General features: G+C 68.5%; 22 protein-coding genes and 1 tRNA gene. 20 read left to right on the forward strand and 3 right to left on the reverse strand.

Annotation, left to right across the window (positions count from 1 at the left end):
- Positions 1–260: 260 nt before the first annotated feature.
- From B5F23_RS09495 to B5F23_RS00670, 11 genes are all read left to right on the forward strand, one after another.
- Positions 261–812, forward strand: coding sequence for a hypothetical protein (locus tag B5F23_RS09495; protein WP_143786323.1), 552 nt, complete (start codon positions 261–263; stop codon positions 810–812).
- Positions 805–1,467, forward strand: coding sequence for a DUF1835 domain-containing protein (locus B5F23_RS10065; protein WP_087350353.1), 663 nt, complete (start codon positions 805–807; stop codon positions 1,465–1,467). Before B5F23_RS09495 ends, B5F23_RS10065 begins: the two co-directional genes overlap by 8 nt.
- Positions 1,468–1,568: 101 nt before the next feature.
- Positions 1,569–2,900 (forward strand): ribosome biogenesis GTPase Der, encoded by a 1,332-nt coding sequence (der, locus tag B5F23_RS00630; protein ID WP_087350356.1) that lies wholly within the window; start codon positions 1,569–1,571, stop codon positions 2,898–2,900.
- Complete coding sequence (locus tag B5F23_RS00635) at positions 2,900–3,604, forward strand: glycerol-3-phosphate acyltransferase (RefSeq protein WP_087350358.1); 705 nt, start codon at positions 2,900–2,902, stop codon at positions 3,602–3,604. Before der ends, B5F23_RS00635 begins: the two co-directional genes overlap by 1 nt.
- On the forward strand, positions 3,601–4,632 hold the full coding sequence (locus B5F23_RS00640; RefSeq protein WP_087350361.1) for an NAD(P)H-dependent glycerol-3-phosphate dehydrogenase: 1,032 nt from the start codon (positions 3,601–3,603) through the stop codon (positions 4,630–4,632). The genes B5F23_RS00635 and B5F23_RS00640 overlap by 4 nt, the downstream gene beginning before the upstream one ends.
- Positions 4,632–5,309, forward strand: coding sequence for a ribulose-phosphate 3-epimerase (rpe, locus tag B5F23_RS00645; RefSeq protein ID WP_087350363.1), 678 nt, complete (start codon positions 4,632–4,634; stop codon positions 5,307–5,309). The genes B5F23_RS00640 and rpe overlap by 1 nt, the downstream gene beginning before the upstream one ends.
- Before the next feature lie 3 nt (positions 5,310–5,312).
- Positions 5,313–6,488, forward strand: a complete 1,176-nt coding sequence (locus B5F23_RS00650) for a cysteine desulfurase family protein (RefSeq protein WP_275083149.1) — start codon at positions 5,313–5,315, stop codon at positions 6,486–6,488.
- A 26-nt stretch (positions 6,489–6,514) separates the two neighbouring features.
- Positions 6,515–7,237 carry a zinc ribbon domain-containing protein gene (locus B5F23_RS00655; RefSeq protein ID WP_087350366.1) on the forward strand — a complete coding sequence of 241 codons (723 nt, stop codon included), beginning with the start codon at positions 6,515–6,517 and terminating at the stop codon, positions 7,235–7,237.
- A complete protein-coding gene (gene coaBC, locus B5F23_RS00660; protein ID WP_087350369.1) occupies positions 7,234–8,481 on the forward strand; it encodes a bifunctional phosphopantothenoylcysteine decarboxylase/phosphopantothenate--cysteine ligase CoaBC in 1,248 nt (415 codons plus the stop codon). Before B5F23_RS00655 ends, coaBC begins: the two co-directional genes overlap by 4 nt.
- An 8-nt stretch (positions 8,482–8,489) precedes the next feature.
- A complete protein-coding gene (locus B5F23_RS00665; protein ID WP_087350372.1) occupies positions 8,490–9,344 on the forward strand; it encodes a deoxyribonuclease IV in 855 nt (284 codons plus the stop codon).
- Complete coding sequence (locus tag B5F23_RS00670) at positions 9,345–11,147, forward strand: ABC-F family ATP-binding cassette domain-containing protein (RefSeq protein WP_087350376.1); 1,803 nt, start codon at positions 9,345–9,347, stop codon at positions 11,145–11,147.
- A gap of 24 nt (positions 11,148–11,171) precedes the next feature.
- On the opposite strand, the gene bilS is transcribed toward B5F23_RS00670, so the two are convergent.
- Both bilS and B5F23_RS00680 read right to left on the reverse strand, forming a co-directional pair.
- Positions 11,172–11,687, reverse strand: coding sequence for a flavodoxin family protein BilS (gene bilS / locus B5F23_RS00675; RefSeq protein WP_087350379.1), 516 nt, complete (start codon positions 11,685–11,687; stop codon positions 11,172–11,174).
- A 1-nt stretch (position 11,688) separates the two neighbouring features.
- Positions 11,689–12,003, reverse strand: a complete 315-nt coding sequence (locus B5F23_RS00680) for an MGMT family protein (protein WP_087350382.1) — start codon at positions 12,001–12,003, stop codon at positions 11,689–11,691.
- Between the two features lie 337 nt (positions 12,004–12,340).
- On the opposite strand from B5F23_RS00680, the gene B5F23_RS00685 reads away from it, so the two are divergent.
- A complete protein-coding gene (locus B5F23_RS00685; RefSeq protein ID WP_087350385.1) occupies positions 12,341–12,904 on the forward strand; it encodes a cysteine hydrolase family protein in 564 nt (187 codons plus the stop codon).
- 34 nt (positions 12,905–12,938) lie between these two features.
- Here the strand turns inward: B5F23_RS00685 and B5F23_RS00690 are convergent, their stop codons facing one another.
- The gene (locus B5F23_RS00690) at positions 12,939–13,814 is read right to left on the reverse strand and encodes a LysR family transcriptional regulator (protein WP_087350387.1); all 876 of its coding nucleotides are present in this window, start codon (positions 13,812–13,814) and stop codon (positions 12,939–12,941) included.
- A gap of 112 nt (positions 13,815–13,926) precedes the next feature.
- On the opposite strand from B5F23_RS00690, the gene B5F23_RS00695 reads away from it, so the two are divergent.
- From B5F23_RS00695 to B5F23_RS00730, 8 genes are all read left to right on the forward strand, one after another.
- A complete protein-coding gene (locus B5F23_RS00695; protein ID WP_087350389.1) occupies positions 13,927–14,148 on the forward strand; it encodes a hypothetical protein in 222 nt (73 codons plus the stop codon).
- A gap of 39 nt (positions 14,149–14,187) precedes the next feature.
- Complete coding sequence (locus tag B5F23_RS00700; protein WP_087350392.1) at positions 14,188–15,072, forward strand: DUF3737 family protein; 885 nt, start codon at positions 14,188–14,190, stop codon at positions 15,070–15,072.
- A 104-nt stretch (positions 15,073–15,176) separates the two neighbouring features.
- Positions 15,177–15,253, forward strand: a tRNA-Pro gene (locus tag B5F23_RS00705).
- A gap of 243 nt (positions 15,254–15,496) precedes the next feature.
- The gene (gene serC, locus B5F23_RS00710; protein ID WP_087350395.1) at positions 15,497–16,582 is read left to right on the forward strand and encodes a 3-phosphoserine/phosphohydroxythreonine transaminase; all 1,086 of its coding nucleotides are present in this window, start codon (positions 15,497–15,499) and stop codon (positions 16,580–16,582) included.
- A gap of 13 nt (positions 16,583–16,595) precedes the next feature.
- Positions 16,596–17,771, forward strand: coding sequence for a 3-phosphoglycerate dehydrogenase family protein (locus B5F23_RS00715; RefSeq protein ID WP_087350398.1), 1,176 nt, complete (start codon positions 16,596–16,598; stop codon positions 17,769–17,771).
- A gap of 105 nt (positions 17,772–17,876) precedes the next feature.
- A complete protein-coding gene (locus B5F23_RS00720) occupies positions 17,877–18,608 on the forward strand; it encodes a CDP-alcohol phosphatidyltransferase family protein (RefSeq protein ID WP_087350400.1) in 732 nt (243 codons plus the stop codon).
- Positions 18,605–19,447 (forward strand): hypothetical protein, encoded by an 843-nt coding sequence (locus B5F23_RS00725; RefSeq protein WP_087350402.1) that lies wholly within the window; start codon positions 18,605–18,607, stop codon positions 19,445–19,447. The genes B5F23_RS00720 and B5F23_RS00725 overlap by 4 nt, the downstream gene beginning before the upstream one ends.
- A 57-nt stretch (positions 19,448–19,504) precedes the next feature.
- On the forward strand, positions 19,505–19,885 hold the full coding sequence (locus B5F23_RS00730; protein WP_087350403.1) for a Rid family detoxifying hydrolase: 381 nt from the start codon (positions 19,505–19,507) through the stop codon (positions 19,883–19,885).
- The last annotated feature ends 17 nt before the right edge of the window (positions 19,886–19,902 follow it).

Raw genomic sequence — 19,902 nt, forward strand, 5'->3', positions numbered from 1 at the left:
AAGCCTCTCTATGTGTTTGTCGCATTTTTACTATGGCCGACTTTCTGTCAATGGTCACGGCGGGCGTACGCGGGGAGTGTCTGGCTCGGAGTTAGTGTGACAGAGCCTATAGATTCAATTGAGTCGTTGTCATCTTGAGAACCGTTGGCCGAAGTAACTTAGTCGAAAAGCCTATTCATCCAGTAGCTTTATCTCCCTTGAGGGTTTAAATGAATATTGCATATCGCTGCTCGTGAGGAGAATCGAAGGGGGAATATGTCATGAAGAAGGCACAGGCCACATTTACCTGCTTTGCTCTTTTGTCATCCTTGGTTCTCTCCCTGCTGACTCCGCTACCCGCTTTTGGTTCGGATGCTCAGATTTCCGATTCTCTTTCCACAGAATCGGGATGTATAGAAATAGCTCCCGGAGAAACACATACTGTTCAACTCCAAACGCAACAGACTAATAACCTTACAGTTTATGCAGAATTTGATTTTGTCGCAGAAACGAATGGCTATGCATTTTTAAATGTTAATGCCTGGTGTCCAGATACCACCGCCAGGCTTAACAAAATATCCGGTGTTGTTAAATTTTACAGTCGGTCACGCGGTAACAAGTTAATGGATACTCAGTCGATTAGTTATTGGAACCCAATCCCAACATGGCGAATTGATGACTATATTGTATCGGATTATTATGTTCCTTCCGGTGAAACTGTTTATGCATACTACAGTCTTACCGTCTCTGGATACACTATTTCGCAGACCTCCTTTGCCAACTATACGCCTGACTATACAAGAGGGCTTGTAAGGCGGGCTCACGTTGCTTAACGTCTGTTTTTCGCGGGTAGTGTGGTCAACACTTAGGCACTTTTTTTCAGGCTCCGCAAATTGTGAGGATGTTGTCTATTGTCCAGACTACCTTCCGTGCGGAGCTATAGCCTCAATCGAGGCCCCAGTGCGAAAAAATATCCTTGCGTCGTGGGGAATCTCAACTGACGACAGATTTGAAATCGAGTACACGAGGTTCCTCAAAGAGGTTAGTCTTGCGAGTTCGGTGCGAATATGGTGCTCGCGTAGTCCCCATGAACAATTGGGAACATGGCTTACTTCTTCTCTTGTGCATACGAAGAATGTGACGGTCTGTAATCTACCGAACAAATGGAATGTTGCCTGCTTGGAAGAGCTTGACTCGTCGCGCTTCCCACTTCTCTGGGACAAGTTTTTGCCGCTGGATATTAATGAGTCCAGGGCAAATTGGACTTACATCAGAGGGGCCCAGAATCAAATCTCACTCGTGCGCGCTCAAGGCGAAGCAGTTCGGCCGGCAGACATCTCGTTCTTCGATTTTGACATATTACATGCAGATACTACAGAAGCCACTAAGGCTGCGATTTTTGCCGACCTTGCGTATCGAAATAGGACTGGCACAGCCTTTTCTTTTGAACTAATTCATGCTCGGGCCCAGCATCTCCTTACTTCCTAGCGAGATATTTGCCGCCAAACCTGTGCAATTCTTGCGCTTACCGCCGGATTCCTACCGCCCGTGGTAACCTTATCGCACCAATGGAATAGCAAGGAGACAAGATGCCCAAGCCTGTAGTCGCCGTGGTCGGCCGCCCCAACGTCGGCAAGTCCACGCTCGTGAACCGCATTGCGGTCTCACGCGACGCCATCGTCCACGAGTCGCGCGGCGTCACGCGAGACCGCTCGTACCATGAGGCCGACTGGAACGGCCGCGACTTCACCCTCGTCGACACCGGCGGCATCGAGTCCGCCAAGTCCAAGGACGTCTTCGCCCCGCGCATCCGCGAGCAGGCGCTCATGGCCTGCGAGGAGGCGGACGTCATCGTCTTCGTCGTCGACGGCACCACCGGCGTTACCGACGAGGACGAGGAGGTCGCCCGCATTCTGCGCAAGACCGACAAGCCGGTCTTCCTCGTCGTGAACAAGAAGGACAACCCGGCGACCGAGCAGGACGGCCTGTGGGACTTCTACGCCCTCGGCGTCGGCGAGCCGCGCCCGCTCTCCGCGGGGCACGGCCACGGCACGGGAGACCTGCTCGACGACATCGTGGCCGCCTTCCCCGAGCCCACGGACGAGGAGGCCGACGACGACGTGCTGTCCCTCGCCATCGTCGGCCGCCCCAACGTGGGGAAGTCGAGCCTCGCCAACCGCCTCGCCAACAAGAAGCGCTCCATCGTCTCTGACGTGGCGGGCACCACGCGCGACGCCATCGACACGATGATCGAGTGGAAGGGCATGCCGATCAAGCTCGTGGACACGGCGGGCATGCGCAAGAAGACGCAGGTCCACGAGGACGTCGAGTACTACAGCCTCGTCCGCGGCCTGCAGGCCATCGACCGCGCCGACGTCTGCCTGCTCGTCGTGGACGCCACGGTGGGCGTGACCGAGCAGGACCAGAAGGTCGCCGGCATGGCCATCGACCGCGGCTGCGCCCTCGTGCTCGTGCTCAACAAGTGGGACCTCGTGGAGACCGAGCAGCAGCGCGACGCCATCGTCGCCTCCATCGACAAGCGCCTGGCCTTCGCGCCCTGGATCCCCTCCGTCAACGTCTCGGCGCTCACCGGGCGCGCGACCGACAAGGTCCTCGGGCTTGCCGTGGCCGCCTCCGAGGCCCGCGCCTCCCAGCTCAAGACCTCCGAGCTCAACGACCTCATCGCCCAGATCCGCGAGGGCGGGCACACCAGGAGCGAGCGCGGCCGCCGCCTCAAGATCCGCTACGCCACCCAGACCGGGTCCAAGCCGCCCGTCATCTCCTTCTGGTGCAACGCCCCCGACCTCGTTGACGACAACTTCGAGCGCTTCATCGAGAACCGCCTGCGCGACCGCTTTGACCTCACGGGCACGCCCGTGCGCCTCAAGTTCCGCAAGTCGAACGAGGGGGGCGATCGCTAGTGGAGGCCCTCGCGCTCTGGACCGCCGTCTTCACGCTGGGCGCCTACCTCGTCTGCGGGATCCCGTTCGGCCTGGTCGTGGCCCTCGCCATGGGACACGTCGACGTCCGCCAGGTCGGCTCGGGCAACATCGGGACCACCAACGTGGCGCGCGAGGTCGGCAAGTCCGCGGCCGCCCTCACCCTGCTGCTCGACGTGGGCAAGGGGCTCGTCTGGATGTTGGTCTCGCGCCAGGCCATCGCCGCCCTCGCGCTCGGCGGCGACGTGGCGGCTCTTGCCCACACCACGGCCTTCGGCGCCTCCATGTCCGTCGTCTTCCTCGGCTGCATTTGCGGCCACGTGTTCTCGCCCTACCTTCGCCTCCACGGCGGCAAGGGCATCGCGGTGGGCTTCGGTGCGGCGCTCGGCCTGTGCTGGCCGGTCGCGCTCGGGCTGCTCGCCGTGTTCGTCGTCCTCGTGGTCCCCACGCGCTACGTCTCCGCGGGGTCTCTCGCCGCGGCGGCCTCCCTGCCCGTGTGGTGCGCCGTCTTCGGCTTCCCGCCCGCCTCCGTCGCGCCCATCGCCCTTGCAGCTCTCATCGTGATCTGGTCGCACCGCGAGAACGTGCGCCGGCTCGCCCACGGCGAGGAGCGCCGGTTCTCGTTCCACAAGAAGGGACAGCCCGCCGACCGCGGGGCGGACGCGGACGAGGGAGGGCTCCGGTGACGGGGCGCGTCGCCGTCATCGGCTCGGGCTCGTGGGGGACCGCAATGTCCGGCCTGATCGCGCCGCGCGCGGGCGAGGTCGTGCTCTGGTGCCGCGACGCCTCCGTCGCCGCCGCGATCAACGAGACGCACGTCAACCCCCGTCACCTGAGCGACTACGAGCTGCCGGGCAACGTGCGTGCCACGCACGACGCCGCCGAGGCGCTCGAGGGCGCCGAGGTCGTCGTGCTGGCCGTCCCCTCCGCCTACCTGCGCCCCGTCTGCTCCGACATCGCGCTGCTCGTCCCGCGGCGCGCGCCGGTGCTCGTGCTCACCAAGGGCGTCGAGCTCGGGACCCACGAGCTCATGCTCGACGTGGCCGCCGAGGAGCTGGGCGGGAGGGCCCGCTGCGCGGTGCTCTCGGGCCCCAACCACGCCGAGGAGGTCTGCCTCGGCACGCTCTCGGCCGCCGTGCTCGCTTCCGAGAGCCCCGAGGTCGCGGCGCGGCTCCAGGCGCTTCTCGTCAACACCAACTTCCGCGTCTACGTCTCGCAGGACGTCACCGGGGTCGAGGTCTGCGGCGCCGTCAAGAACGTCGTCGCGATCGCCTGCGGCGCGGCGGTGGGCATGGGCGCCGGCGACAACACGCTCGCCGTCATCATGACCCGCGGCCTCGCCGAGATCGGGCGCGTGGCCTCGGCGCTCGGCGCAGACCCGCTCACCCCGATGGGCCTTGCCGGCATGGGCGACCTCGTCGCGACCTGCACCTCGCGCCACTCCCGCAACCGAACGTTCGGCGAGGCGCTCGCGCGTGGAGAGTCCCTCGCGTCGTTCGAGGAGCGCACGCGCATGGTCGTCGAGGGCGCGCGAGCCGCCGAGAGCGTGCTCGCCCTCGCGCGCGCCCACGACGTCGAGGTGCCCATCACCGAGGCCGTCTACGGCGTCCTGCACGGCGGGGCGAGGATTCAAGACGCAATCGACGCCCTGCTCGGCAGGCGCCCCAAGGAAGAGTTCTACGGGATCGCAACCCCAGACAAGGAGAACGAGTGATGCTTGGAGAGATCAAGATCGCACCTTCGGTGCTCTCGGCCGACTTCGCGCGCCTCGGCGAGGAACTCGCGAGCATAGCCACGGCCGACTACGTCCACTACGACGTCATGGACGGGCACTTCGTGCCGAACCTCACCTTCGGCCTGGACATCCTGCGCGCCACCAAGGCCGCTACGGACCTGCCGATCGACGTCCACCTCATGATCACCAACCCTGACGAGATGGTCGAGAAGTACCTCGACGCGGGCGCCGACCTCGTCTCCTTCCACTACGAGGCGACCGCGCACGCCCACCGGCTCGTCGGCCTCATCAAGGAGCGCGGCGCCAAGGCCTCCGTGGCCCTCAACCCCGCCACGCCCGTCAGCATGCTCGAGCCGATCATCGACGACCTCGACATGGTGCTCGTCATGACCGTGAACCCCGGCTTTGGCGGCCAGAAGTTCATCGAGTCCTCCCTGCGCAAGCTCCGTCGCCTGCGCCGCATGTGCGACGAGCACGGCGTGAGCCCGCTCGTCGAGGTCGACGGCGGCATCTCCGCCGCCAACGCGGCCGAGGTCACGGGCGCCGGCGCGAACGTGCTCGTGGCCGGCAGCGCCGTCTTCGGGGCCTCCGACCGCGCCACGGCGATCTCCGACATCCGCCGCGCCGGCCTCTCCGGCGTCTCCAAGACGGCCTAGTCCGTGACGGGGGCAAAGCTCACATACCTCGACTACGCCGCCTCCGCCCCCATGAGGGCGGAGGCGCTCGAGGCCGAACGTGACTACGACGGCAGCGCGGAGGCGGGCGCCAACCCCAACTCGCTGCACACGCTCGGGCGCTCCGCGGCGCGACGGCTCGACGAGGCCCGCGCCGACGTCGCGCGCTGCCTCGGCGGTCGCTTCCGCCCCTCCGAGGTCACCTTCACCTCGGGAGGAACCGAGTCCAACAACCTCGCGGTCCTCGGGCTGGCGGAGGGCGCCCGGGCGCGCGACTCCCGCCGCCGGCGCGTCGTCCTCTCCGCCGTTGAGCACGACTCGGTCCTCGACCTCGTGGGGCCGCTCCGCGACCGGGGCCTCGAGGTCGAGCTCGTCCGTCCCGACCGCTCGGGCGTGGTCGGGCCCGAGGCCCTCGCCGCGCTTCTCGACGACTCGTGCGCCCTCGTCTCGGTCATGTACGCGAACAACGAGACCGGCGTCGTCATGCCCGTCCCCGAGCTCGCGCGGGCGGCGCACGCCGCCGGGGCGCTCTTCCACACCGACGCGGTCCAGGCGTTCGGGCACGTGCCGCTCGAGCTCGCTGACGTGGACGCCGTGAGCGTGGCCGCCCACAAGCTCGGGGGCCCCGTCGGCGTGGGCGCGCTCGCGTGCCGCGGACGCGCCCCGCTGCGCCCGCTCTCCTTCGGCGGCGGCCAGGAGGGTGGCAGGCGCGCGGGGACCCAGGACGTGCGCGGCGCCCTCGCCTTCGCAGCCGCTGCGCGCGCCTGCTGCGGGGCCCTGGCCGAGACCCGCGCCCTCGTCGCCGCGCGCGCCGAGGGGCTCCTTCGGGCCCTCTGCGCCCCGGGGACCGGGATCGTCGCCACGACCGACGCGCGCGACCGCCTGCCGGGCATCGTGAGCGTCATGGTCCCCGGCCTCGACTCGGAGACCATGATCCTCGAGCTCGACCAGGCGGGCTTCGAGGTCTCCGCCGCCTCCGCGTGCTCCTCGGGGTCCCTTGACGCGAGCCACGTGCTTCTCGCCATGGGAATCCCGCGCGACGAGGCGCTCGGGTCGCTTCGCGTCTCGTTCGACGAGCGCGTTGGCGAGGAGGACCTCTCCCGATTTGCCGAAACGCTGACCAGAATCGTCGCCGGCCGGGCCCGCGGCCGCCGACGCTGACGACAAGACAGAAGGATGAGAACCGAATGAGAGAAGCCACCGCCCTCACTAAGCTCCAGGAGCTCGACCTCGAGCTGCTGAAGTGCGCCTCAGCGCTCGCCTCCATGCCGCAGCAGGCGCGCATCAAGACCATCGCGCTCGCCGCCAAGAAGGTCGCCAGCGAGCTCACCGGGATCGTTGGGCAGCGCAAGGACGTCGAGCTCGAGATCGCGGACACGCGCGAGAACCTCGCCCACTACCACGAGAAGACCCGCGAGGTCCAGGCGGCCGCGGACGAGGGCGCCCACACCCACCGCGAGATCCGCGACTTCGAGCAGCAGCTCACGTCGCTCGCCAAGCGCATCGAGAAGTGCGAGTTCGCGCTCGGCCCGCTCTCCGAGCGCCTCGAGCGCCTCGAGCGTGCCGAGCGAAACGCCCGCCTGACCGCCGAGCGGCTCGAGCGCGAGCGCGCGACGGCGGAGGCGTCGCTTTCCGAGGGGTCGGCGGCCCTGCGCTCGAGGATCGTCGAGCTCACGCGCGAGCGCGACGCCGCCGCGACGGGCGTCTCGGCCGAGCACCTGGCCGCCTACGAGGCGGCCCGCAAGCGCTTCAAGGGTCTCGCCGTGGAGCGCCTGCAGGGCAACGTGCCCTCCGTGTGCCGCGTCAAGCTCCAGCCGAGCCAGTTCCACGACCTCGCCCACGGCGAGGAGATCACCGAGTGCCCCTACTGCCACCGCATCCTCATCACCTCCGAGGAGGAGGGGGAGTGAGCGCCGGGCGCGCGCCGCACGTCCTTCTCGCCGTGTGCGGGGGGATAGCCGCCTACAAGGCGTGCGAGGTGCTTCGGGGGCTCCAGAAGGCAGGCTGCGAGGTGCGGGTGACCATGACCGCGGACGCGGAGAGGTTCGTGGGAGCGGTGACCTTCGAGGCGCTCTCCGGCGCGCCGGTGGCCGACGACCTCTACGACTACCCCGGCTCCTCCATCCCGCACATCGAGCTCTCCGAGTGGGCCGACCTGGCGATCGTGGTGCCGGCCACGGCCAACGTGATGGCCAAGCTCGCCTGCGGGATCGCCGACGACTGCCTCACGAGCACGCTTCTGGCCTGCCACGGCAGCTGCCCCGTGATGGTGGCTCCGGGCATGAACACGCGCATGTGGGCCAACCCCGCCACGCAGGCCAACGTGAGCGCGCTGCGCGGGCGCGGCGTGACGGTGGTGGGCCCGGGGTCGGGTCGGCTCGCCTGCGGCGACGTGGGCGAGGGCAAGCTCGCGCCCGTCGAGGACGTCGTGGCCGCGGCGCTGGACGCCCTGGGAGCCGCGCCGCGCGAGAGGGACCTCGCGGGCCTGCGGCTCCTGGTCACGGCCGGTCCCACGCACGAGGCCATCGACCCGGTGCGCTACATCGCAAACCGCTCCACCGGCAAGATGGGCTTCGCCCTCGCCGAGGCCGCCGCGGCGCGCGGGGCTGAGGTGACGCTCGTGTGCGGGCCGATCCCGCGCCCCCTGCCGCTGCCGAGCGAGGTGCGCCGCGTGGACGTGGTCAGCGCGGCGCAGATGCACGAGGCGGCGCTCTCCGCCTTCGAGGGCGCCGACGCGGCGATCTGCTGCGCCGCCGTGGCCGACTACACGCCGGCGCGGCCGGCCGACCACAAGCTCAAGAAGAGCCGCGAGCACCTGGACCGCATCGAGCTCGTGGAGACGGCTGACATCCTGGCCGACCTCTGCGCCGTCAAGGGGGGTCGCGTGGTGGCCGGCTTTGCCGCCGAGACCGACGACCTTCTCGCCCACGCGGCAGACAAGCTCGCGCGCAAGGGGGCCGACCTCATCGTGGCAAACGACGTGAGCCGCCCCGAGTCCACCTTCGGAGCGGACACAAACCGCGTGGCCCTCGTGAGCGCCTCCGGCGTGGAGCAGCTCGAGACCATGCCCCTGCCCGCCGTCGCGGACGCCGTCCTCGACGCCGTCCTCAGGTTGGGGGCACGCCCCGGTTCCCACAGAGACTCGATGCGGTAGGGGGACCGATGGGCGAACTTCTCGTAGGCTGTCACCTCTCGACCTCGCGTGGCTACGCGGCCATGGCCGACGACGCCGTCTCCATAGGAGCCACCACGTTCGCGTTCTTCACCCGCAACCCGCGCGGCGGCAACGCGCGCGAGCTCGATGTCGGTGACGTGGCCGCGTTTCTCTCCACCTGCGAGGCGCATGGCATGGGCCCGCTCGTGGCGCACGCGCCCTACACCTACAACCTCTGCTCGTCAAAGCCCGAGACCGTGGAGTTCGCGCGCCGCGCGATGCGCGAGGACCTGGAGCGCATGGAGCTGCTGCCGGGCAACCTCTACAACTTCCACCCCGGCAGCCACGTGAAGCAGGGCGCGGACGAGGGAATCCGCCTCATCTGCGAGGGCCTGAACGAGGTGCTCGAGCCCGGCCAGCGCACGTGCGTGCTGCTGGAGACCATGGCGGGGAAGGGCACCGAGGTCGGGCGCTCCTTCGAGGAGCTGGCCCGCATCATCGACGGCGTGGCGCACGACGAGCTCCTGGGCGTGTGCCTGGACACCTGCCACGTGGCCGACGCGGGCTACGACGTCGTGGGAGACCTCTCGGGCGTGCTCGACGAGTTCGACCGCGTGGTCGGGCTCGAGCGCCTGCGCGCGCTCCACCTCAACGACTCCAAGAACCCGCTCGGAAGCCACAAGGACCGCCACGAGAGGATCGGGGAGGGCACGCTGGGGCTGGAGACGTTTGCCGCGGTGGTCACTGAGCCGCGCCTCGCCGGCCTGCCGATGGTCCTCGAGACCCCGCAGGACGGCCTCGAGGGCTGGGCCGCCGAGATCGCCCTCTTGCGCGGCATGGCGTCGGGGGAGGGGGTCGCGTAGATGGGCATCCTCATCGGCCTCGAGCACGTGAGCCACGAGTGGCCGGGAAAGCGCGTGCTCGACGACCAGACCATAGGCATCAACGAGGGGGACCGGATCGGCATCGTCGGACGCAACGGCGACGGCAAGTCGACGCTGCTCGAGATCGTGGGCCACGCTCTCGAGCCAGACTCGGGATCGGTCACGTGGCGCCGCGGCATCTCGGTGGGATACCTCGGCCAGGCCGACGACCTCGCCGACGACGATTCCGTACGCCGCGCGATCTTCGGCGACGTCCCGGACTACACCTGGGCCTCGGATGCCCGCATCCGCGCCATCCTCGACGAGCTCGTGGGGGACCTCGACCTCGACGGGCCCGTGCGCGAGCTCTCCGGAGGCCAGCGCCGCCGCGTTGACCTCTGCCGCGTCCTGTGCAACACCTGGGACGTCATCTGCATGGACGAGCCCACCAACCACCTCGACCTCGCCGCCATCGAGTGGCTGGCGGGGCACCTGCGCCGCCGCTGGCCCGCGGGCACGGGCGCGCTTCTCGTCGTGACGCACGACCGGTGGTTCCTCGACGAGGTCTGCGAGCACATGTGGGAGGTCCACGACCGCAGGATCGATCCCTTCGAGGGCGGCTACTCCGCCTACGTCCAGCAGCGTGTGGAGCGCGACCGCCAGGCCGCCGTCATGGAGGAGCGCCGCCAGAACACGCTGCGCAAGGAGCTCAACTGGCTCGCCCACGGCGCCAAGGCCCGCACGAGCAAGCCGAAGTTCCGCATCGAGGCGGCCCGCGCGCTCATCGCCAACGACCCGCCGCTCAGAAACCCGCTCGAGCTCAGGCGCCTCGCCGTGAGCCGCCTTGGCAAGCAGGTCATCGAGATGAAGGACGTGAGCTTCTCCTACGCGGGCGGCCCGCGCGTCATCGACGACGTCTCCTGGATCATCGGACCCGGCGACCGCTACGGCATCCTCGGCGCAAACGGCGCGGGCAAGTCCACGCTGCTCGCGCTCATGACCGGCCGACTCGAGCCGACCTCGGGTACCGTGAAGATCGGCGCGTCGGTGCGCTTCGGCTTCATGAGCCAGCACCTCGACGCGCTCGCCGAGAAGGACGGCTGGCGCGTGCTGGAGGTGCTCGGACGCTACAAGCGCAGCTACCTCGTGGGCGGCAAGATGCAGAGCCCCACGCAGCTCATAGAGCGCCTCGGCTTCGAGCAGCGCGAGCTCCCCAACTTCGTGCGCGACCTCTCCGGCGGCCAGCGCCGACGCCTGGCCCTGCTGTGCGTCATCCTCGAGGAGCCCAACGTGCTCGTGCTCGACGAGCCGGGAAACGACCTCGACACCGACATGCTCGCCGTGATGGAGGACCTGCTCGACAGCTGGCCCGGCACGCTCATCGTGGTCTCCCACGACCGCTACCTCATGGAGCGCGTGACCGACGACCAGTTCGCGCTTCTCGACGGGCGGGTGCGCCACGTGCCCGGCGGCGTGGACGAGTACCTGCGCCTGCTTGGCGAGAAGAACGGCGGCGCTGTGGCGCCTGCGGCCCTCGCGCCCGAGCCGCCGGCTCCGGCCGGAGGCGGCCTCACCAACCAGGAGCGCCGCGAGCTCAAGAAGCGCTTCGACTCCGTGAGCCGCAGGCTCGACAAGACCGCCGCCGACCCGGAGCGCCTGCGCGCCGAGATGGCAGCGGTCGACGCGAGCGACTACGCCGCCCTCATGGCCGCCCAGGCGGCGCTCGACGAGTGCCTGGCGGAGCGCGAGGCCCTCGAGGACGAGTGGCTCGAGCTCTCTGAGCGGCTCGGGATCGACGTCTAGGCGAGGCGGCCCCGCAGAGGGCGGCTACGCCAGCCCGGCGGCCTCGAGCGCCGTGGTGAGCGCCGCGAGGTCCCCCTCGTCGGGGTGACCGACGGCGCGATCGAAGTTCTCGATCATCGGGGCGAAGCGCCCCGGGTCCTTCTCGGCCATCCTGACGTAGCGCTCGCGGACGGAGGGCGGCATCTGTCCCTGGCACATGAAGCGACCCACCACCTCGGCGCCCTCGGGCAGCGCCGAGGCGAAGCGGTCGAGCACGCCGGAGAAGTACGCGTCGCTCCCCCCGAAGCCGCAGGTCCCGAACAGGAACACCCGCTTGCCGACGAGCGCGGGCAGGGCGGGAGCGAGTTCCGCGGAGATTGCCCCCTTGTCCGTCCACGAGCCGAGGAGCACCACGTCGGCGGCGCGGAGCGCCTCGAGGCACCCCTCGTCAGAGGGCGCGCCGACGAAGTCGCAGCCCTTCTCGCCGAGCACCTCGCGCGCGTGCTCCGCGAGCCTGCGCGTGTTTCCCGTCTGCGAGCTGTAGACGATTGCGTAGTTCATCTCATACCTCCCAGCCTGACATCCCAAGGTCGACGCGGCCGTCCGGGAGGAAGGCCACGCCCTCGTCCTCGAGCATGCGGCGCTGCTCGCCCGGCCCGCCGAAGGCGAAGCCGCGGCAGAGCGAGCCGTCGGCGAAGACCACCCGGTGGCACGGCACCCCGCCGGCGACGCCGGGGCTCGCGTGCATGGCGTAGCCGACCTGGCGTGCGCAGCGCGGCGCCCCCATGACGAGGGCGACCTGGCCGTAGCTCGCCACGCGTCCCGGCGGGACCTGGCGCACCACGTCCCACGCGCGCTCGAAAAACGATGGTTCCACGGCGTCCTCCGTTTCGTCCCCTGGGATTGTACCCCGCCGGCGGAGCCGCCAGTCCCCGGCCCGGTCTTTCCTCGCGGCGTCGCGCGGCTGGCGCGCCTCGCCACCAACCTGGTGCGATTGGGTGTCATGCTTTATATAGAATTTCAGACTTTGCCTTTTTTAGGTTCGTTCAAACGTATCCACTCATTTTTTACGAACGATAAAGCGTAAAAAGGTGAAACATATCAAGGATAGCGCCCAATCGCACGGGGAGGCTGGCAGCGAGACGGCGCCCGGGGGCGCGCCGCGTTGGCCAAAATGCTACAGTACCCCCATCAGAGTCAAAGGAGGTGGGCCCATGTCCGCAACCATCAGGAAGGACGCCACGGCACTTCTCGTCATAGACGCCATCGAGGCGACGGGCGAGGACTCGCTCTACGACCCGGACGCCGCGACGGCGGCCTACCGGGCCTGCGTCGCCCGCGCCGTCGACGCCTGCCACGCGGCCGGCGTGCCCGTGATCTTCTGCAACGACGCCCACGTCCGCGGGTACGACCGCGAGCTCGAGCTCTGGGGCGAGCACGGCGTCGCCGGCGAGACGCGCGTCTTCCCCGAGGTCGCCGTGGGGGAGGGAGACGTCACGATTCCCAAGCGCCGCTACTCCGGCTTCTTCCAGACCGACCTCGACCTCACCCTGCGCGAGCTGGGCGTGCGCACCGTCGTCGCCGTGGGCGCAGACACCAACATCTGCGTCCTGCACACCCTGGCTGACGCGTACTTCCTCGGGTACGACTCCGTCGTCGTGACGGACGCGACGATGACCTTCCTCTGCGGCACGCAGGAGGGCGCCCTCGAGCACTGCGAGAAGTGCTACGGCTCGACGCTCTGCACGGTGGCGGAGCTCGAGGCCGCGCTCGCGTAGGTGACCGCGGAGATGGGTTCGGCCCGTCTGCCCCTCACGCTCCCCAGCGTCGCCGGATCTCGGCGAGAAACGCCTCGGCTGCCGGCGAGAAGCTCTGGTAGCGCTTCCAGGCGATGAAGATGTCCGCGCTGACGGCGGGCTCGAGCGGCCTGAAGGCCAGCCCCGAGCCCGTCGACGTGTCGACGATGCCCTCGAGGCTGATCACGTAGCCCACGCCGCGCCGGGCGAGAAGCGCAGCGTTGTAGAGCAGGTTGTACGTGGCAACAACGTCCAGGTCGTCGAGGTCGCGGTGAAACCACGTGCCCATCTCGCGGCCCGCCTGCTCGGAGAGGACGAGCGAGCGCCCCGCCAGGTCGTCAGGGCTCACGGACCCGAGGCTCGTGAGCGGGTCGTCCTCGCGCATGAAGACGCCCCAGCGGTCGCGGGCGGGCAGCTGAAGGAACTCGAAGCGCGACAGGTCGGCATGTCCCACGAAGACGCCGAAGTCGGCGCGGCCGCGGTCGAGGCGCTCGCCGACCGCCTCCGCGTTCCCGCTGAACAGGTTGAAGCGCACGAGCGGATAGGCATCCTTGAAGACGGCGATCGCGTCCGCAACGAGCCCCATCGCGGGCGTCTCCCCGCCGGCCACGCGCACCTCTCCGGCGAGCGTGCCGGCCGTGACGCGAAACTCCGTCTCGGCTCGTCCCACCAGGTCAACGATCTCCTCCGCACGACCGCGCAGGCGCATGCCCGGCTCGGTGAGCGTGATGCGCCGGCTACCGCGCTCGAAGAGCCGGACGCCGAGGTCGCGCTCAAGGTCTTGCATCTGCCGCGAGAGCGAGGGCTGTGAGACGTGCAGCGCCGCCGCGGCGCCCGATATGGTGCCCTCGCGGGCGACCATGAGGAAGTACTGGAGGTGCCGAAGCTCCATGCGCGCCGCCCTTCTCGCCAGTCCATGCGCTATTTGCATAGTAACCCATGCGGTATTGGTCTTTTACATGATATCGACCGGCGCCTAGGATGGGTACAGAAGGGAGGGCGAGATGGGAGAGCTGAGCCGTGACATCGAGCGCTGCCTCTGCGCGTGTGCCTGCGACCAGGGCGTCGCGGAGCGGGCCGGCTGCTCGTGCGCCGAGGGGCGCGTGCGCGAGACCAAGCGCGCCCTTCTGGGCGAGCGCCAGCGGCTTGTAGAGGAGATGCGCGCCACGCAGCGCGGCATCGACGAGATCGACCACCTGCTCGACCGCGTGAACCGTGAGATGTGAGGTCGGCCTGCCATCGGGCCGGCACGAGAGGAGCCAAGCATGACCGTCATCGAGAGCCAGACCTTCGACGAGGAGCGTGCGCTCTACGGCACGAGCGACCTCGTCGTGCGAGACTGCCGCTTCGACGGGCCGGCGGACGGGGAGAGCGCCTTCAAGGAGTGCTCGAGCGTCACCGTGGAGCGCGCCTTCATGAACCTGCGCTACCCCTTCTGGCACGACCGCGGCCTCACGCTGCGTGACGTCGAGATGACCGAGCTCTGCCGCGCGGCGCTCTGGTACAGCGAGGGGGTGCGCGTGGAGGGCAGCCAGCTGCACGGCATCAAGGCGCTGCGCGAGTGCGCGGACGTGCGGATGAGCGGCTGCGACATCGCCTCGCCGGAGTTCGGCTGGTCCACACGCGGAATCGAGATGGAGGACTGCTCGGCCGAGAGCGAGTACTTCATGATGCGCTCGAGCGGCCTGCGCCTGCGTGACGTGCGGTTTCAGGGCAAGTACTCGTTCCAGTACGTCCGGGACGCCGTGATAGAGGACAGCGAGCTCGACACGAAGGACGCCTTCTGGCACGCGAAGGACGTCGTCGTGCGCAACTCTCTCGTGCGCGGCGAGTACCTGGGCTGGTACAGCGAGAACCTCACTCTCGAGAACTGCCTCATCCAGGGGACGCAGCCGCTCTGCTACTGCAGGGGCCTCACCCTCGTGAACTGCCAGATGGTCGACTGCGACCTCGCCTTCGAGCGCAGCCACGTGAAGGCGTCGATCACCACCTTCGTGGACAGCGTCAAGAACCCGCTGGCCGGAAGCCTGATCGTGGCGCCCGCGGTCGGCGAGGTCATCCGCGACATCGACGGCGCCACCGGCGTCGTGAGGACGTGCGGCGAGAAGAACCCGGGGGACGAGGCGCCGGCCGTGCGCGCCTGCGCGTAGGGTCGCGAGGTCGGGCGGCGGCCGAATCTCAGGGTCGAAAATCTCTGCTTGTCACGGCCCGCTTTGACTGCTATAGTCTCTCCTTGCGCGAAGGCGCAACAGAACGGGTGGTGGCGCAGTTTGGTAGCGCACTTGACTGGGGGTCAAGGGGTCGCTGGTTCGAATCCAGTCCACCCGACCAGAAAACACGAGGTCACGGGCTTTGTCCCGTGGCCTCTTTCTTTGTTCTTCACAGTTTGCCTCGTTCGCCGCACAATCTCGAAATTGTGCGGAGCGGAGGCACGGGCGGAGGCACGGGCCTGCCGGCCACCCCATGTGTCACGCTCGTTTCAGGCAGGCAAACGCCGTGTGGCGCCGGGCCCCTCGCCACCCGCGCGCGGTCTATGATGGTTCCCACTGCATCCGACTAAAGCAGGAGGGCGACATGGCACGCGTGTACAACTTCTCCGCAGGCCCCGCCGTCCTTCCCGAGGAGGTCCTCGGGAAGTGCGCGGACGAGATGCTCGACTATGCCGGCTGCGGCATGGGCGTCATGGAGATGAGCCACCGATCGTCCGAGTTCAAGGGCATCATCGAGGCCGCCGAGGCGCGCCTGCGCTCGCTCATGGGCATACCTGACAACTACAAGGTCATATTCACCCAGGGCGGCGACTCGCTGCTCTTCTCGACGGTCTTCATGAACCTCGCCACCAACGGCAAGGCCGACTACGTCATCACGGGCAACTGGGCCAAGAAGGCCTTCCAGGAGGCGCAGGTCCTGGGCGACGCCGTGGCGGTGGCCTCTTCGGCGGACAGGAACTTCTCCTACATACCCGACTGCTCCGACCTGCCCATCCGTGAGGACGCGAGCTACCTCTACATCTGCGAGAACAACACCATCTACGGAACGCGCTTCTGGGAGCTCCCCAACACCAAGGGGCACGTGCTCGTCTCCGACCAGTCCTCGATGTTCCTCTCGGGGCCGGTCGACGTCACCCGCTACGGGCTCATCCACGCCGGCGTGCAGAAGAACGTGGGGCCGGCCGGCGTGCAGATCGTGATCGTGCGCGAGGACCTCATCCCCGAGGACCTCCCCGGCGTGCCCACGATGCTGCGCCTGCGCACCCAGGCCGACGCCGGCTCGCTCTACAACACCCCCAACTGCTGGGGCATCTACGTCTGCGGCCTCGTCTTCGAGTGGATCGAGCGCCAGGGCGGGCTCGCGGCGATGGGGGAGAGGAACGCCGAGAAGGCCGCGCTGCTCTACGACTTCCTCGACGAGTCCACGCTCTTCTCGTCCACCGTGGAGCCGCGCGACCGCTCGCACATGAACGTGCCCTTCGTCACCGGCGACAAGGACCTCGACGCCGAGTTCGTGTCCCAGGCGGCCGCGGCCGGCCTCGTCAACCTCAAGGGCCACCGCTCCGTGGGTGGCATGCGCGCCTCGATCTACAACGCGATGCCAGCCGAGGGCGTCGAGGCGCTCGTGAGCTTCATGAAGGACTTCGAGGCGCGCCGGACGGCGCGCTAGGGGAGGCGGCGACATGTACCGCATTCACTGCATGAACAACATCTCGACCGTGGGGACCGCCGCGCTCGAGCGTGCCGGCTACGACTTCGTCGACGAACCGGGGGCCGCCGACGCCTGGCTCGTGCGCAGCGCCAACCTCCACGAGATCGGCGCCCCCGACGGCCTCCTCGCCGTCGCGAGGGCCGGCGCGGGGGTCAACAACATCCCCGTCGAGCGCTGCGCGGAGCGCGGGGTGGTGGTCTTCAACACGCCCGGCGCGAACGCGAACGCGGTCAAGGAGCTCGTCATCTGCGGCGTCCTGCTCGCCTGCCGCGACGTCATCGGAGGCGCGGAGTGGGTGCGCGAGGCGAGCGACGACCCGCAGATAGCCAAGCGCGCCGAGAAGGCGAAGAAGCGCTTCGGGGGCTGTGAGCTCGCCGGGAAGCGCGTGGGCGTGATCGGGCTGGGCGCCATCGGCGCCGAGGTCGCAGACGCCCTCATCGCGCTGGGCGCCGAGGTCATGGGCTATGACCCCTACCTCTCCATAAACGCCGCCTGGGGGCTCGACCGCCGCATCGAGCACGCGACCGACCTCGGCCAGCTCCTCGGCTCCTGCGACTTCGTGACCCTGCACGTCCCCGCGACCGACGAGACGAGGGGAATGATCTCCGCCGAGGCGATCGGGCGCATGAAGCACGGCGCCGTGCTGCTCAACTTTGCCCGCGACGCTCTCGTCGACGAGCGGGCCCTCGCCGAGGCGCTCGACGACGGGCGGGTCTCCCGCTACGTGAGCGACTTCGCCAACCCCGAGAGCGCCAACATGAGAAACGCCATCGTGCTGCCCCACCTCGGTGCCTCGACGGGGGAGGCGGAGGACAACTGCGCCGTCATGGCGGTAAGCCAGCTGCGCGACTACCTCGAGAACGGAAACATCGTTAACTCGGTCAACTACGGCCGCGTCGACCTCGGCCCGCTCGCACCGGGCGAGACGCGCATCGCGCTGTTCCACGAGAATGTCCAGGGGGTCATCGGGCAGGTCTCGCAGGCCGTGGCCGACGCGGGGCTCAACATCGAGAACATGAGCAACGTGAGCCGCGGGCAGAACGCCTACACGCTGCTCGAGGTGACCGGCCCGCTCGACGACGAAGTGTGCGAGCGCCTGGCGTCGCTCCCGCGCATCCGCAGGGCGCGGCTCATCACGCGCCCGTAGGCGCCGTGGCGAGTTGTGGTGAGCGTACGGGGGACGTCTCGAATTACGCTAACATGGGTACCTTGGAGACCGTAGGCAGTCAGTCCCCGGACCGAGAGGCGCACCGTGTCAGAAAGAACCGAGAGGGTCAAGGCGAAGATCAAGGAGATTGCGGACGCAGACGCTGCGGAGCGCCAGCGCTCCGGACGCTCCGACGTCCCCGTCGGCACGTCCGGCAACCCCTCGACCGACATCCTTACGCTCGCCAACGTCATCACGTTCTGCCGCCTCGCCCTCACCGGTGCCTTTCTCGTCCTGTTCGCGAGCGGCACGAGCCGCACTCTCGCGCTCGTCTGCTACGTCGTGGCGGCGACGACCGACTTCCTTGACGGCCAGATCGCGCGCCGCACCCAGACCGTGAGCTGGCTCGGCAAGATCATGGACCCCATCATGGACCGCATCCTGCTCTTCACGGGCGTGATCGGCCTGCTCATCGTCGGTGAGCTTCCCGTGTGGGTCCCCGTCTTCGTGATCGGCCGCGACGTCTACCTCGCGCTCGGCGGCATGGTGCTCCAGCGCTACCAGAGGCGCCCCGTCGACGTCTCCTACGTCGGCAAGGCGGCGACCGCGCTGCTCATGTTCGGCTTCTGCGACCTGCTGCTCGGGCTTCCTCAGATCGAGGGGCTGGGCATCGTCGACGTCGCCTGGCTCCCGGGGCTGAACGACCAGGGGGCCGCGCTCGGCATCCTGTTCGTCTACGCCGGGGTGGTCTTCTCGGCCGCGACCGCAGTCATCTACACGCGCGAGGGCATCGCGCTCAGGCGGCGCGCCCTCGAGGAGCGGGGTGAGGCCCGATGAGCGAGTGGCGCCGCGGCGTGCTCCATCACGAACACGAGCTGCTCGGGGCGAGCTTCGAGGCCAGCGAGTCGACGGGGCTTCTCGGCGTCGCGTCCTACGCGACGGAGCCTGCAGATCCGCTCGCCTCGACCCCCGGCGCGCTCCTCGCAGACCTCACCGGCTCCGCCTACCAGCTCGTGAGCGGCGCGGATGCCGAGGCGCTCGTCTCGGGAGCATGCGCCGGCCGACCGCTCAACGTGGGCGAGGTGTCCTTCGGGGCCGTGCTCGCCGGCGACGGCGGCGTCCTGTCCGTCCCGCTCGCGCTGAGGACCGGCGACGAGGAGTTCGTGCTCGTCGACGCCACGGAGCGCGGCGAGGCGCTCGTGGGGTGGCTCTCGTTCCTGCACGGCCTCGAGGGCTCGCCCTTCTCGTCCGCGGACGTGCGCGACGCTAGCGACCTGCTCGTCCCGCTGGTGGTCGCGGGCCCCGCCTCCGACGGCGTGCTCGGCGACTACCTCTCCGAGGGGGCGAGCCTGCCCGCTGAGGGCGAGGTTGCGCAGGTCAGGCTCGACGCGATCGGCGCGCTCGTAGCCGGCGTCCCGCTCCCGGGCCTCGCGCCCGCCTACCTCGTGCTCGTCCCGCCCGCCGCCGCGCGCATCATCTGGAGGAGCCTGCTCTCCTTCACCGAGGTGGAGCCCGTGGGGAGCAGGGGCCTTCGCCGCGCGCTCTCATCCGCGCTCCCGTGGGCGCCGGCCCTCGAGGGCGACGGCGCGGCGCGCGTGAGCCGAGACGAGCTCGCGCGCTGGGGGCTCGTCAGGCCGCAGAACGACTACGTCGGCGCACGCGGGCTCTCCTCGTAGGGGCATCGCGGCGCCACAAAGGCGGGCCGCGCGCGGCGCGGCCGGACAGGAGGCACGATGAAGTACTCGATAAACGCCCGCGGTGTCCCCGAGGCCATCGGGCCCTACTCACAGGGGACGACGGCCGGCCGACTTGTCTTTGCCTCGGGCCAGCTCCCCATCTCGACGCGCGACTCCCACTCCCTCGTGGACGGCGGAATCACCGAGCAGACTGAGCGCGTCATCGACCTCATCGAGGCAATTCTCGCCGAGGTCGGCTGCACCCTGGCAGACGTTGCCCAGACGACGGTGTACCTCGCGAGCCTCGACGACATGGAGGCCATGAACGAGGTCTACGCGCGCCGGTTCACGACGCCCGCCCCCGCCCGCGCCGTCGTGGGCGTCTCCGAGCTACCGCTCGGCGCGCTCGTCGAGATGGACTGTGTCGCGTGCAGGTGAGGCGCGCTATCATAGAA

Source organism: Olsenella sp. An188 (assembly GCF_002160255.1).
Classification (GTDB): Bacteria; Actinomycetota; Coriobacteriia; order Coriobacteriales; family Atopobiaceae; genus Thermophilibacter; species Thermophilibacter avistercoris.

Coding starts and splice junctions, on each gene's coding strand:
- B5F23_RS00715 (WP_087350398.1), top strand. CDS start 16,596: ATGTACCGCATTCACTGCATGAACAACATCTCGACCGTGGGGACCGCC.
- B5F23_RS00665 (WP_087350372.1), top strand. CDS start 8,490: ATGGGCGAACTTCTCGTAGGCTGTCACCTCTCGACCTCGCGTGGCTAC.
- serC (WP_087350395.1), top strand. CDS start 15,497: ATGGCACGCGTGTACAACTTCTCCGCAGGCCCCGCCGTCCTTCCCGAG.
- B5F23_RS00730 (WP_087350403.1), top strand. CDS start 19,505: ATGAAGTACTCGATAAACGCCCGCGGTGTCCCCGAGGCCATCGGGCCC.
- B5F23_RS00685 (WP_087350385.1), top strand. CDS start 12,341: ATGTCCGCAACCATCAGGAAGGACGCCACGGCACTTCTCGTCATAGAC.
- rpe (WP_087350363.1), top strand. CDS start 4,632: ATGCTTGGAGAGATCAAGATCGCACCTTCGGTGCTCTCGGCCGACTTC.
- bilS (WP_087350379.1), bottom strand. CDS start 11,687: ATGAACTACGCAATCGTCTACAGCTCGCAGACGGGAAACACGCGCAGG.
- B5F23_RS00695 (WP_087350389.1), top strand. CDS start 13,927: ATGGGAGAGCTGAGCCGTGACATCGAGCGCTGCCTCTGCGCGTGTGCC.
- B5F23_RS09495 (WP_143786323.1), top strand. CDS start 261: ATGAAGAAGGCACAGGCCACATTTACCTGCTTTGCTCTTTTGTCATCC.
- B5F23_RS00725 (WP_087350402.1), top strand. CDS start 18,605: ATGAGCGAGTGGCGCCGCGGCGTGCTCCATCACGAACACGAGCTGCTC.
- B5F23_RS00655 (WP_087350366.1), top strand. CDS start 6,515: ATGAGAGAAGCCACCGCCCTCACTAAGCTCCAGGAGCTCGACCTCGAG.
- B5F23_RS00690 (WP_087350387.1), bottom strand. CDS start 13,814: ATGGAGCTTCGGCACCTCCAGTACTTCCTCATGGTCGCCCGCGAGGGC.
- B5F23_RS00700 (WP_087350392.1), top strand. CDS start 14,188: ATGACCGTCATCGAGAGCCAGACCTTCGACGAGGAGCGTGCGCTCTAC.
- B5F23_RS00670 (WP_087350376.1), top strand. CDS start 9,345: ATGGGCATCCTCATCGGCCTCGAGCACGTGAGCCACGAGTGGCCGGGA.
- der (WP_087350356.1), top strand. CDS start 1,569: ATGCCCAAGCCTGTAGTCGCCGTGGTCGGCCGCCCCAACGTCGGCAAG.